The 11,877-nt window shown below is 62.2% G+C and carries 11 protein-coding genes and 3 pseudogenes; 6 read left to right on the top strand and 8 right to left on the bottom strand.

Annotated features, from left to right (window positions below; genetic code table 11):
- Window positions 1–198 precede the first annotated feature (198 nt).
- A complete protein-coding gene (locus ASE66_RS30075; protein ID WP_057193652.1) occupies window positions 199–624 on the top strand; it encodes a DUF1236 domain-containing protein in 426 nt (141 codons plus the stop codon).
- Between the two features lie 587 nt (window positions 625–1,211).
- Window positions 1,212–1,430: a DUF6894 family protein gene (locus ASE66_RS32990; protein ID WP_156412401.1), complete on the top strand. Its 219-nt coding sequence runs from the start codon at window positions 1,212–1,214 to the stop codon at window positions 1,428–1,430.
- Between the two features lie 289 nt (window positions 1,431–1,719).
- On the opposite strand, the gene ASE66_RS30085 is transcribed toward ASE66_RS32990, so the two are convergent.
- From ASE66_RS30085 to ASE66_RS32325, 3 genes are all read right to left on the bottom strand, one after another.
- The gene (locus ASE66_RS30085; RefSeq protein WP_057193654.1) at window positions 1,720–1,962 is read right to left on the bottom strand and encodes a DUF6894 family protein; all 243 of its coding nucleotides are present in this window, start codon (window positions 1,960–1,962) and stop codon (window positions 1,720–1,722) included.
- A 359-nt stretch (window positions 1,963–2,321) separates the two neighbouring features.
- Window positions 2,322–2,531 carry a cold-shock protein gene (locus tag ASE66_RS30095; protein WP_057193656.1) on the bottom strand — a complete coding sequence of 70 codons (210 nt, stop codon included), beginning with the start codon at window positions 2,529–2,531 and terminating at the stop codon, window positions 2,322–2,324.
- Window positions 2,532–2,835: 304 nt separating this feature from the next.
- Window positions 2,836–3,111, bottom strand: a complete 276-nt coding sequence (locus ASE66_RS32325; protein ID WP_156412402.1) for a hypothetical protein — start codon at window positions 3,109–3,111, stop codon at window positions 2,836–2,838.
- Between the two features lie 184 nt (window positions 3,112–3,295).
- Between ASE66_RS32325 and ASE66_RS30105 the strand changes: the two genes are divergently transcribed.
- Entirely contained in the window at window positions 3,296–3,505 is a 210-nt protein-coding gene (locus ASE66_RS30105; RefSeq protein WP_057193658.1) for a hypothetical protein, read from the top strand.
- Window positions 3,506–3,596: 91 nt separating this feature from the next.
- Here the strand turns inward: ASE66_RS30105 and ASE66_RS30110 are convergent, their stop codons facing one another.
- A complete protein-coding gene (locus ASE66_RS30110) occupies window positions 3,597–3,887 on the bottom strand; it encodes a hypothetical protein (protein WP_057193659.1) in 291 nt (96 codons plus the stop codon).
- A 293-nt stretch (window positions 3,888–4,180) separates the two neighbouring features.
- Between ASE66_RS30110 and ASE66_RS30115 the strand changes: the two are divergent.
- From ASE66_RS30115 to ASE66_RS30125, 3 genes and pseudogenes are all read left to right on the top strand, one after another.
- Window positions 4,181–5,103: pseudogene (locus ASE66_RS30115) on the top strand (ATP-dependent DNA ligase).
- Window positions 5,104–5,562: 459 nt separating this feature from the next.
- Window positions 5,563–5,883, top strand: coding sequence for an SOS response-associated peptidase family protein (locus tag ASE66_RS30120; RefSeq protein WP_082613866.1), 321 nt, complete (start codon window positions 5,563–5,565; stop codon window positions 5,881–5,883).
- Window positions 5,884–6,932: 1,049 nt separating this feature from the next.
- Window positions 6,933–7,229 (top strand): hypothetical protein, encoded by a 297-nt coding sequence (locus ASE66_RS30125; RefSeq protein ID WP_057193661.1) that lies wholly within the window; start codon window positions 6,933–6,935, stop codon window positions 7,227–7,229.
- Window positions 7,230–7,405: 176 nt separating this feature from the next.
- Here ASE66_RS30125 and ASE66_RS34095 read toward each other — a convergent pair.
- From ASE66_RS34095 to ASE66_RS33565, 4 genes and pseudogenes are all read right to left on the bottom strand, one after another.
- Window positions 7,406–7,668 (bottom strand): annotated as a pseudogene (locus ASE66_RS34095) (DksA/TraR family C4-type zinc finger protein).
- 137 nt (window positions 7,669–7,805) lie between these two features.
- On the bottom strand, window positions 7,806–9,143 hold the full coding sequence (locus ASE66_RS30130; protein ID WP_244495123.1) for a hypothetical protein: 1,338 nt from the start codon (window positions 9,141–9,143) through the stop codon (window positions 7,806–7,808).
- An 8-nt stretch (window positions 9,144–9,151) separates the two neighbouring features.
- Window positions 9,152–11,149 (bottom strand): caspase family protein, encoded by a 1,998-nt coding sequence (locus ASE66_RS30135; RefSeq protein ID WP_244495124.1) that lies wholly within the window; start codon window positions 11,147–11,149, stop codon window positions 9,152–9,154.
- Window positions 11,150–11,295: 146 nt separating this feature from the next.
- Window positions 11,296–11,560: pseudogene (locus tag ASE66_RS33565) on the bottom strand (BrnA antitoxin family protein).
- Window positions 11,561–11,877: the final 317 nt, after the last annotated feature.

The raw sequence follows: 11,877 nt of genomic DNA on the forward strand, positions 1-11,877 counted from the left end.
TAGCCCCTCAGCGATCTCGCCGCCGAACAGGCGCGGACGACGACCGCCAATGGTATCGCAAGCGCGGCTGAGGACCTGCTGAATCGTGCGCGAACGATATAACTGTCTGATTATGAACGCTTATTCATGGAACTAGCGGTATCTGCCGCAGTTTAGAATGCGACTGAGGGGCATTTGTCCACGAATGGGAGAAGTACCATGATCAAACATCTTGTTCTGATCGCCGCGCTCGCTGTCGCTCCGGCAACCGCTTTTGCGCAGACGAACTCCGGCGCGGCCGGTGGCGCTGCGGGCGGCGCGGCTACCGGTGCTGTTGGCGGCGCGATCGTCGGCGGTCCGGCTGGCGCCGCAGTGGGTGCAGTCGGTGGTGCTGCGGCTGGTGCGATTGTGGGCGGTATCTCCGCTGATCATCGCACTGAGTTCCGCACCTATGTGAAGGAGCAGAAGGTGCCTTCCGTCGCGTACCGCGAGAAGGTGGTCGTCGGCGCGACGTTGCCGGAGACGGTCACGTATCGCGAGGTTCCGGCAAAGTACGGCAAGACGGAGTACCGCTACACGGTGGTCAATGACCAGACGGTGTTGGTCGAGCCGAAGACCCGCAAGATCGTTCAGATCATTGAGTGATGAATTGGAGCCCATCCGTCACCGGGTGGGCTCCTTTTTGGCGGCTGCAGACCCTGGAGAGACGTTATGATTCGGACACTTTTGTTGGCTGCGGGGATCGCGGCAACCACTCATCACCGCTCCGGCTGCCGTCGAGCAGGCCCTGCTTCAATACCGCCGAAACTAGTGAATGGAGCGGGCGGCTGACTGAGGAGACTCGCTACACCGCGCCGGCTGCTAATCGCGGATGCACTTCCACCGCCGCCAGTTTTCATCATCAGCCCCGCTGGCACCCGCAGGCGGGCTTCGTATGCTATCGCCCCAGTGTCGGCGCTTCCATGATGACGCAGCACGCTATCGCAACAACGGCGAGCGCGATCAGGTAAAGCCAACCGGGACTCGGCAGTCTGCTCATGATATGCTCGCTGGGAAAATTACGCTTATAGTACGCGCCATGCCGTTCTCATCGTTCCACGATCCCGTCGCGCTAGCCCAACGCGCTCTTGAGGCCGCTTGGGCCGAAATCGAAAAGCGCGGGCTTTGTTCCGGAAATCCTGAACGCGATAGGACTTGGCTCGCCTACCAGGTCGCCAACCTGCTGCGGTATGATGCTCAATGTAGACTATCCCAGCGAACAAGCCGCGACCGATGATGCACAGTGCTCATTGGCGGATATGGCCAGGGATAATCTTCCCCATGGCAATCGCGCGAACTTCAAGGTGCGGGTCCAGGATCAGGCCGGTGAGGGGATTTACAAGGCTTGGCTCGACTTCAAAGGCCGCGGCCGGACACAGTCCGCAGTTCCCGAGGAACCGACCGATGAATAGCCGGGTTCATGGCGGCGCCGCCTGATCCCTTGCGCCACCACCAATTGCCGGCTGTCAGACTCTCGTCCCAGCCAGCGGGAGGCTCTCAGCCCGCTACTAGAGCTTTTTGTTTCAGCACACCATGCTAGCCTGGCGGCGGCGCGTTCCCATCAGCGCCATGCCTCTCGCCGATGCTGTTGTCTCCCTGCTTCGTCGGCGAGAGGCTGTCTTATCGCCTAGTTGGTTCGGGGCGCTTCCAAGCATCTGGCGAACTCAAGAAGCGGATACGATCTGTTCAGCGCAGGCGACTTTACGAATCGAGACGGATCCATTGCTCGTTGAGGGTCATGACGGCGCTATAAATCGGCACGCCGTTGCGCCGAACTCTCACAGTGATGCGAGCTTCGCCCCCGCGCGGAATGTCTTTGCGCGCGACGTCCGCTAACGTCTGCAGAGCCACAGCGCGAGCAGCAGCCTCATCGTCTAATTCATGACCCCGGAGATCAACGGGGCCTGCTTCGCCGTTAAAAATATCGAAGAAATAGCGCGGCATTGACTAGTTAAGCCGGCCTCTTCCGCTTTTTAGAAACCGCTGTGACCATAGCAATTTGCCTATCCGCCGCCTCTTTTTCCAGACGCTGTTGTCTCTGCTTCGCCATGTTCGCATTCCGCGTCTGAGCAGCAGATTCGGATTCCGACAAGATCCGGTTGCGGGCAAGTGCCTGGGTCTGGATTTTCAGAAAAGTGCTCTCGGCAGTGGTTCGCTGCGTTGAATGCTCAGCCATTACGATTTCCGATCTGGTGCGGCATACGCCGGCTATAAAAAAAGGCCAAGCATTGAGCTTGGCCTTCCGGGTAACTGCTGTCGGCGATGCCAGTACATCCGTGGTCATCATCGACGAAACAGTTCGATTACGCCGCCTGAAGCTGCTCGGCGGCCATCTTACCTGACTTGTTATCGCGGGCGACCTCGAAGCCGAGCTTCTGACCTTCCTGCAGATCGCGCATTCCAGCGCGCTCGACCGCGGAGATGTGCACGAACACATCCTGGCTGCCGTCGTCAGGCTGGATAAAGCCAAAGCCCTTGGTGGAATTGAACCATTTCACGGTGCCGGTGGTCATGAAAAACCCTCCTTTTGGCAAGACCTGTCGTTCGCCAAACAGGATGTTCGGCGAATTCAGAACGATTTCGAAAGGGGGAGATTATCAGGACCGCGCCAAAGCGCGAAAATAACAACGACCAACCAACAAATATCGACGAGCATCACCATAAGAGCCGCAATCGCGATTGTCAATCGATATCGCCAAGACTGAGGATTACAAAAAAATTAGGAGGAAGCAGCTGCAGGCGGAAGATGAACGACCCTAGTCTATTAGCCAAAGTGGTTTCTTTAGCCGGACGCGCTGATCCCTCCTGTACCGCCTCTTACTCCTTTTTTCCAATTAGACGGTTGAGCGCCTCGGTGATCGGATTGCGGGGACCTCGCGGCCCAGCAGGTCGATTCCCGGCCGGCGCTACACCACTGATTTGCGTTTCGCCGATCACCCGTTCCCGGTCATCGCTACCGCGCACGCGATACTGTGGCTCGCTGTCAGTTTGATAAGGCAGCAGGCGCGTGACCTCATACAGGCCGACTGCATCGTGGTCATGGAAACCAAACGCGAGGCGAACCTGGTCTCCGACCGCGTAACGGTGCCCCATTTTTCGCTCCTCTGTGCAAAGCCTCAGAAGGCGCTCCTGACTTCCTCAATCCCCGCCATTGCCTATGTGTCATCGCTTGGAAACTACGGCGAGGACGGGCTGTTCCGACTGCGGCTTAGATTCTCCCCTCGGTTTGGGAACGCCGGTAGTCAGACAACGTTGAGGCGGTGATGAGCATGCCGCCATGAACGAACCTGATTTTCCGACCAGCGCGACCTTGGCAGAGCAGATCTTCTTCCTGCGCGCCGCGGCAGCAAGATGCCGCCGCTTAGCCAGCGCCACCGGGGATGTTAACTTGATCCCGACGCCGCTCACTATGGCGGTCGAGTACGACGCAAAACTACAGGCGCTGATGAACTCGCGGGAGGCAACTTCGGATAAGCCCTGTGGTTAAGTAAATAGGGGCGAACTGGCGACCGCATATCGCTCACCAGATGTCCACATTTTAGGGCTTTGCAAGCGTTCCGTCCTGGTCGGGCCGCTAATCAGTGACCGCGCGCGCTGTCAGATTCTTGGTCCGCCGCCCCGAGACCGCGCAACAGCTGATCAATCGATTCGCGCAGACTTTTTAGTCCTTCTACCGGCATAATTAGGCGCGCCCGAACTACGGCTTCGAGGCTTAGTTCCGCCCTTTGACCCGTCAACAGTTTTTCGGCGACGGGCCTTTCGTGCGTGAACGTCAAGGTCGCAAAGTGCCCCGTAACAGTGCAGCTGAACGGACCTAGCACGAAGGTCTCCGGCACGTTGTCGGGATCGACGATGTGAACGTGGCTCATGAGCGTAGCTGCGTCAGAGGGAGTTGAAATCGAGGACTAGCAGACCCGCTATGGCTAACGCAGCCGATCCAACATTCGCCAACGTCAAATGCCACATCGGCAAGCACGCCGATGCTGCCCAAAAGGAACCGTGGCAATCGAACATTAGCGCCTCGAGTCTTTACTATCTCCACGCTAATGAGACTATGAAGGGTGCGCAATAGGTTGGCTCCTGCCGGCATTCTAGTGAAGCCGGAACGTCCAACCGCAATCGGCGTAAAGTCGCCAGTTCGTTGCGTTCAGTGGTGTTGAGTATGGCGAGGCAGCCGCGTCGTGTCCTGAAGGCTATGCCTGCTGCCGATGCGCTGCAAAGTGCGCCGGTCAAAGCGCGTCGCGGCGCTGCCAAGCCCGATCTCTTCACTGACCCGATGCCGGCAAGGATCGAGCCGTGTCTCGCTCTCCTGCAATCGAAGGCGCCGACGGGGCGGAACTGGGCCTTCGAGGTCAAGTGGGATGGCTACCGCCTGGCGGTCCATCGCGACGCCGCCAGCGTGCGCGTCATCACCCGCGGTGGTCGTGACTGGACCCACCGCTTTCCCTCGATCGCGGCGGCAAGGCCAAGGCCGAGCGTGCCATGCTCTTCGCCTTCGACCTGCTTTACCTCGATGGACACGATCTGACGCGTATGGCGTTGAGCGAGCGGCGCGACAAGCTCGAGGATTTGATCGATCATGAAAGCGGCGTGATCCGGCTAAGCGAAGAGGTCGAGGCCGATGGCGCCGAATTCTTGGCGAGCGCCTGCAAGTTTGGCCTGGAGGGCATCATCGCAAAGCGCCGCGATGCGCCTTACAGGCCCGGCCGGGGCGGTGACTGGCTCAAGATCAAATGCATCCAGTCCGACACCTTCCTGATCATCGGCTATGAGCCGTCAAACGCTGCGCTCGGCGGCATCGGCCGTCTGCTCCTGGCCGGGAACGGAAACGATGGCCAGGCCTATGTTGGCAGCGGCGGCACCGGCTTCACGCAGGCCAGCGCTACAGCGCTGCGAAAGCAACTCGACCGACTCAAGGCGGCATCGCCACCGGCGCGCGGCATCAGCGCAAAGGGCGTGCTCTGGGTGGAGCCGAAGCTCGCCGCCGAAATCGCCTATCGCGGCTGGACGCATGACGAGAAGCTGCGTCACGCGTCCTTCAATGGGCTGAGGGAGAAGGCGACGAGGCGACATTGTTTCGGGTGATTTGAAGAGATCAAGGCGGGCCGTACCCTCGGCGGCGCAGATCACGACAGAACTGGATCACATTGGAGGGGGCAGTCGCGGCCTGCGCAGTAGTCAACTTGATGAGTACAGCCTCAATCGCGCTACGCAATTGCTTGTCTTCCTTGGCCCGTCCAGTCACGCAGAAAAACGCGCTCAGCAGGTGGACCGTGCACTCGTCATAGCTTGAAATGGAACTAGCTCTATTGCGTTTCAACGACATTAGGCCCCACGCGGTACACATTGTTTCAAATTGGGCCGGCATAGGCGTAGCGACTCATGAAAGCGCAATACTCGGACCAAGAGCCTGTCAAAAGACATGATGGGGACGTCGCAAGGCATATACCGATGATACATCTGGGATGAAGTCGAAAGGCGGAATGGCGACAAGACCCCGCACTACATCAGCGCAAACGACGGCACGATCCTCCACTTCGCCGGATATGGGAACGCTGGCGCGACGAGAATGGGGAAGAGGTGATCAGCGCGCGCATCATCACCCCCGACGCCGATCGCTTCATGAAGAGCATTCACAACCGCATGCCGGCGATGCTGCATCCGAACGATTTTGACGCCTGGCTCGACGGCTCGGCCGGCAAGGAGATCCTGATGAAGGCGCCGCCAGGACTCCAGGAGTGGATCGTCAACCGGCCCATGAACAACGTGCGCGTCGGCGACGACGATCCGGCGACCGCTGTCCCGGCCGAACCGGAGGCGCCGCCGCTGCCACCTGAGCTGCCGCCGCTGGGCAGCCTATTCTGATGGGCCATTGGGAACAGATTGGCGTCGAGAATCGCAAGGAGCGCGTGCGCTGGGCGAAATGGCCCCACTGGCGGCAGAATCTTTATCGATATGGGAACTCAGCAATCATTGCTGCGGTCTGGGTCGCGTCACTGACGATAGGCCTTTGGGCGTTCGGCCTCCTCTGAGGCGCCGTCGTCATTCTGCTAATCGAGCCGCAACTCGATGGTACCGCGCCATTCGCGCACTGGCACGAGCGTGATCTTGCCGCCCACCCCACGCGCAATTTGACGTCGGCCGACCAATGGTCACGCTCATTGGCGAGGAGGAGGATCGATCTAGTCCCGCCAGCGGCGTCTGCTCAACGGTGGCGAAGCCGGATGCAAGCGGTACTTTGCGCGATCAGTCAGGGATATCGGGTTCGTGGAGCATTTCATGGATCAGCTCGGCCGCCTTCTCCGTGGAGATCGTCCTGACACCGGAGCTTGCAAGCCGATCGAACATTTTTGCCACCGCCGCGATAGCGTCGTGTTCTGCGGCTGAGATGGCCAACGTGGCCTGAGCGAGGGCCTTGTCCCGATTGGTAAGAACAACCGGAATCGACGACGAATGCAGCGTCGTCGTGAACCCGTCGATGAGTTCTCTAGCTCGTTCTTCGGGAGTGTATCTCGATGGGGAACTACTTTGTGTCACACTGACGCAACCCAATGACCCGACCAAGCTGCTGTTCAATGTCCGTGCCATTGTTGGCGACCTGGCCGGGCTGGCGGCGTGAGCTGCATCGCCGTGGCAAAGCGGCACGCGCCGCGGCTGGCTGGGTGGGGCTCGTAGCGTTAGGACTATGGGCTTTCAGATTGCTCTGAGAGCTGAACTGGGGCTTTGAGACTGCTGGCCTAGAGCCACCAGAAGATGAGTGCGATGGTTCGCGAAGGTTGAGCGAGAAAGCAAAGCGGTTGGCCATACGACAGCTGATCGAGATCGGCATCGTGTCCTCCTGTTGCTTGGGAGGATTATGAGGTACCCTGAGGCAGTGGTGATCGATTGCTGACCTATCCCCGTGGGATGGTGGAATGATGGAAGCTCGTCCCTTTCATGTCCTCATCGACGTCGATCGCGACAGGTTTCACACGCGCTTGCGCGAGCTCGAGGCTTGGCTCGCTGAATGGCAGGTCGATGCGGAGGTAGGCTCGGTGCTCGGCCACTCAGGGAAGGTTCGGGTGAGGTTCGCTGACGAAAGGGCCAGCTACGCCTTCCAGCGGTGCCATGGTGGGCGGCCCGTATCCGCAGATGAGATCCGGGCGTCCAAGATTGTAGATGCCGCCGATGAATGCTTGTACGATCAACTCGCGCGCGACTATCCTGACTAGAGCTAACTCGCTGCGCGAGCGATTACAGCAGCGGCAGCGCCAGTGCCACTCCGATCAAAACCACTATCGCGGCTCTTAGCCACATCGCCTGCAGGTTATTTGCCATCACCGATCCGCCACGAGCGACAATCCGCGACCCGAACCGGGCACCCATTAACGCTGGACGTCATCTTAGGTCACTTCAGTTGGCTGTCCTTGCTACCGCGGCGATTGATGCCGCCGAATTCCGGGCGACTGTCGATGCCGGATTGGCAATCAACGCAGGTACGAGCACCAGGCATCGCCTTGCGCCTGGCTTCCGGAATCTCCTCGCGTAAACCTGGCAGTGAGTTTCGCCGGGACCAGTTGCCAACTTGGCGCGAGCCAATCGAACCGCGTCAGTAATGGAATCGTCAATCTGATCCTGCACTGCCCCGTCCGGAGCCCAGCCGCTCGCCATCGCCGTGTCCTTCGCTCGCTCCAGGGGGGCCAGTGCGAGCATTCCGCGTCAGCTCGCAAAAGCGAGCGCGAGCTTCTGTTCGCGCTGTTCAACGACGGGAGCGTGAGCTTCGCCAAGGAAGAAGGCAAGCGCCCTCGCTAGCGTACCACGATCGGCGTGGTCGCCTCGACCAGGCCGGGAACTGCCCGTAGCAGCTCCAGCAGGTCTAGCACCTCGGAGGGCTGCAGCGTCGCCGCATCCTCGGCTGCACTCGGCGCCGCCTTGAGCCAGCGCTCACGCAACGCCGCCGGCAGCTCGGCATCCGTTCCGAAGCAGGCGAACAGGTTCTCGAAGGCCGCGTCGAGCACGATGTCGTTCAGTCCGAAATCGTAAGGGTAGGCTAGGCCGCCGGCGCGCAGCACGCCCCGGTTTTCCTCGCCCCGAACCGGCAGCACGACCGAGGCAGTGCCGTCCGGCGCCAGCACCCAGCAGGCAAGCCTGGTCCCAGCCTTGCCCTCGATGCGGATGTCGAGCCGCCTTCCCCTCGCGAAGGGCGAGGCCGCTGGCAGCAAGGCGAGCCGCGCCCGATCCGATCCGGCGGTGGCAGCGACATGATCGAGGAAGGGCCGGACAGCCGGGTCGCAGCCCAGCCTCTCGACAGGGATGGGATTGCGCCCGGTCGGCGCCAGCACGGTATTGCCGCGGCGGAATTCGAGTTCCATCCAGCTCTGGCCTTCGCGATCCCTGGCGAAGCGGCCGCGTGTCGTCACCTCGGCGCCAGCAGCGGCGCACTGACCGGGCGCTGCTTTCCGGATCTCCAGCGGCCGCGCATGCAAAACGCGGTCGTCCGAGCGCGACTCGGCATCGAGCGCCAGCAGCAATCGCTCACCGAGCGCGGCGCTGCAGGCGCTGTAGCCGTTCGCCACGACGAAGGGGCAGATATCGACCCGCCGTAGCTCGGGCGCAGCGCGCACGAGGTTCTCGACCGCCTTGCTCATCACCTGGTCGATGTCGACCACGCCCGGCGTAGTCCGGATCGCGACCTCGACCGGCTCGCTCGTCGCCTTGCAGTCGCCAGTCTTGGTGATCGCCTGCAGGCGGAAGTTCGCTCTGTCCTCCTGCCGTGCCGGCTCGGTGAAGAACACGCTGGCGTCGCCGTCGAAAGCCCGCCGGATCTGCGCCTCGGCCTCGCCTGGCTTCTGCAGGTTGAGGCTGTCCCGTAACGTCTTGATGCGGACGACATCGCCGCTTGCTGCCAACCTGACCCGCCCCTCGCTCTGCAACCGACTCTCGATCGCGAGCCTGACCTCATCGGCCTGGATGCGCGACAGCACCTGCTGGCCGGGGTCGAAGCCGACGACCGCGAGCGACAGGTCGCGCTTGCCGGCACAGGCGGCGACGCCATCGAGCCAGCCCGACAGCGCATCTGCACGCGCAGCGCCACCCGCTGCGAGAAGCAATCCGGCGACGAGGAGGCCGCGCGACAAGCCACTCACGTTGCGATCTACCGCTCCTGTTCCAACGACCGCGCATAGGAATCGAGCGCGCGGACGAAGACGGGATTGAAGCGCCCGTCGATTGCGCCGCTATAATGATCCGCCTTCTGCGCCGCCCGTTGCAAGGCCCGCACCGTATCAGGTTTCAGCTTCTGGTCGGAGACGTCGCTGGAGGACACCGCCGCCGCGCCCGCCTCGCCCTTCTCCAGCGCCTTCATCAGCATCTGCAGCGCATTCGCGCCTGGGAAATAGGTGCCGAAGCCGTTGTCGATCAGCGTCGCCATCGAGACCATCGCGATTGGGTCGCCCTTGTCGGCCGCTTGACGGAACAGGTCAAAACCCTTCTGCGGATTCTTGGGAAAGCCTGGTCGCCCTTCGAGATAGGCCGGCACAAGCTTGGCGATCGAGAAGGCATCGCCCGCCTCCGCCGCCTTCTGGTACCAGCGCAGTGCCCCGCTTTCATCCCGCGCTCGGCCGCGGCCATATTGCAGCATGCGTCCGACATTGCTCATCGCAATAGCGTTGCCGGTGCCGGCCGCACGCTCATAGGAGGCGAAGGCCTTCTGCAAGTCGACCTTGCCGCCCTGGCCGTTTTCATGGAGCGTGCCGAGATTGTTCATCGCCGCGGCGCTGCCGGCCGCGGCCGCTTTATCGTAGGCCGCGAGCGCGTCCTTGTAGCGCTCGGCTTTGTCATAGGCGCGGCCGAGCTGGTAGGAGAGCCGCCTGACCTCCGGTTGCGCCTCCGCTGCCTGCCGGCAGGCGGCGATCGCCGCGCGCGTATCGAGCCGACCGAACTTCACGCCCTTGACGCCCTCGCGCCTGTCGGGATCGTTTGGATCGCCGGCGAGTTCGTCGCATTCCTGGACGCGCGGGTCGCGCGAGGCGTCCCTGCGTCCAAGATAGCCCTCGGCCAGCGAGCGATAGGCGCAGACCGTGCCGCAGCCCTTGAGATAATCCTCGTACTTGCCGGAGCCGCCGAGCCTCACCCAGTTCTGCTCGTCGCTGACGGCTTCCGTGCTGCGGCGCTTGTCAAGCAGCAGCGCCATCGCCGCCTCGCGATACCCACAGGTCTCGCCGCAGCGCGCGACATAGGCCTCGAGCGCGCTGGGCTCGCCCGCCGCCTTGGCCCGCTGCCAGTTGGCCTCGTCCCGCGCCTGCGCGACGGCGCGCGCCACCGCCGGGACCGGCTGCGCCACCGGCAGCGCGATCGAGGCGAGATCGATCTCCGGCACCTGTTCGCGCCCGCTGTCGCGCCGCGCGGCGACTTCGACCGTCTCCTTGAGGTAGCGCTGCAGATCGGACCAGGCGAGCGGGCCGGTTTCGGATGCACCGGCGGGCCGCGCCAGCCCGGCAGCACCCATCAGGAAGCGGCTGGTGAACAGGCCGAGCTTCTGGCTCCCGTCCCAGTTCGCCGGGGTCGTGCCGGAGGTCGCGACCAGCTTGACGATTCCGCCACCGGTGCGGGGCTTGGCCGGAGTGAAGCCCGGCGCCGAGACGGCGAGCAGGCTCTCGCCCTTGCGCCCGGTCTCGCCAGTGAAGCAGGCGTCGATCATCACGATCAACTGGCGTTGCGGCCCGATCTTCTGCCTGACCAGTTCGAGATTGCGATAGAGCGTCTGCACGGCATAGCCGCTCTCGCTCGCATTCGGGTTGCCGTCCTGCGGTAGCAGAAAGGGTTGACGGGTCGCGAGATCGGGCACGCCGTGGCCTGAATAGTAGACGAAGACGTTTGACCGGCCCTCGACTGCGCTGCGCCAGAGCCGCCCGCCCTGCGGATTGGCCTCGCTGCCGAAGGCCTGGTTGAGCTCGCCGAGGGTCGCATCCTTCAAGAGGAAGACGTTCTGCTCGCGGAAGCCGAGTGTGCCGATAAGGTAGGCCTTGATCGCCTCGGCATCGTTATGGGCGAAGTCGACCGTGCTGGTCTGCTTGTAGCTCTTGTTGCCGATCACCATCGCGATCGACTCGGCGTTATCCGATAGTGCCGACGTCTGTGCCGAGGCAGGCACCCAACCCATTCCCACGCATAACAACAATAAGCCGAGTATCGCCTGCATCACCAATCCCTATTCCTAGGGCATGCTGGCATACTGGGAAATGCTTGGCGAGCCGGGGGCGGAGCAGGCTCTGGCGCGATACGCCCCGATCGCTGCGACTAGCCGTCGTTCGACGCGTTGAGTTCGCCAGGCTGGAGACCTTCGTCATCGGACGGGGACACTACCTGACGCAGGACGTCGTTGATCCGATCCTGCCAGCGAGGTCCATCGTCTTGGAAAGTGGGCGAGCACCTCGCTGTCGATCCGAAGTGTGACCAGCTCCCTGACGCCAGACACGACAGCGCGCTTCGAGACTGGGGCTGGCGTCACCGCAGCAGCGGTCTTGAACAGTGCCTCAGCATATCGCGCGCCGACGACGTTAATTGCAGGTTCGTCGGAGCGTTCTTCGCCCTACATGGCATTGACGATCGAGCTGATTTCGTTGCCGAACCAGGCCTTCCCGCGTCGGCGCAGCGCTGCCCGGTTGGCGGGATTGTTCTCCTTTAGCAACAGGGCCGCGACGTCCGGGTAGCAACGGATCATCCAGGACGCGTTCGATACTGGCGCTAGGCGTTACGAACGGCGCGGCGGCCGATCACGGCTGCCATGCTGGTCAAAGGGTAGGCGCCTCCTACCTGGCCCCGCTTGGAGGCGAACATGCGCGAGCCAATGGCCTCCGCCGACGGCAACACACTCTGCGG

The organism is Allobosea sp. Root483D1 (genome assembly GCF_001429505.1).
Classification (GTDB): domain Bacteria; phylum Pseudomonadota; class Alphaproteobacteria; order Rhizobiales; family Beijerinckiaceae; genus Allobosea.

What these genes read in the sequence shown, in the direction of transcription:
- ASE66_RS32325 (WP_156412402.1), bottom strand. Translation starts at nt 3,111, where the DNA reads ATGGGGCACCGTTACGCGGTCGGAGACCAGGTTCGCCTCGCGTTTGGT.
- ASE66_RS30075 (WP_057193652.1), top strand. Translation starts at nt 199, where the DNA reads ATGATCAAACATCTTGTTCTGATCGCCGCGCTCGCTGTCGCTCCGGCA.
- ASE66_RS32990 (WP_156412401.1), top strand. Translation starts at nt 1,212, where the DNA reads ATGCTCAATGTAGACTATCCCAGCGAACAAGCCGCGACCGATGATGCA.
- ASE66_RS30095 (WP_057193656.1), bottom strand. Translation starts at nt 2,531, where the DNA reads ATGACCACCGGCACCGTGAAATGGTTCAATTCCACCAAGGGCTTTGGC.
- ASE66_RS30105 (WP_057193658.1), top strand. Translation starts at nt 3,296, where the DNA reads ATGAACGAACCTGATTTTCCGACCAGCGCGACCTTGGCAGAGCAGATC.
- ASE66_RS30085 (WP_057193654.1), bottom strand. Translation starts at nt 1,962, where the DNA reads ATGCCGCGCTATTTCTTCGATATTTTTAACGGCGAAGCAGGCCCCGTT.
- ASE66_RS30110 (WP_057193659.1), bottom strand. Translation starts at nt 3,887, where the DNA reads ATGAGCCACGTTCACATCGTCGATCCCGACAACGTGCCGGAGACCTTC.
- ASE66_RS30125 (WP_057193661.1), top strand. Translation starts at nt 6,933, where the DNA reads ATGATGGAAGCTCGTCCCTTTCATGTCCTCATCGACGTCGATCGCGAC.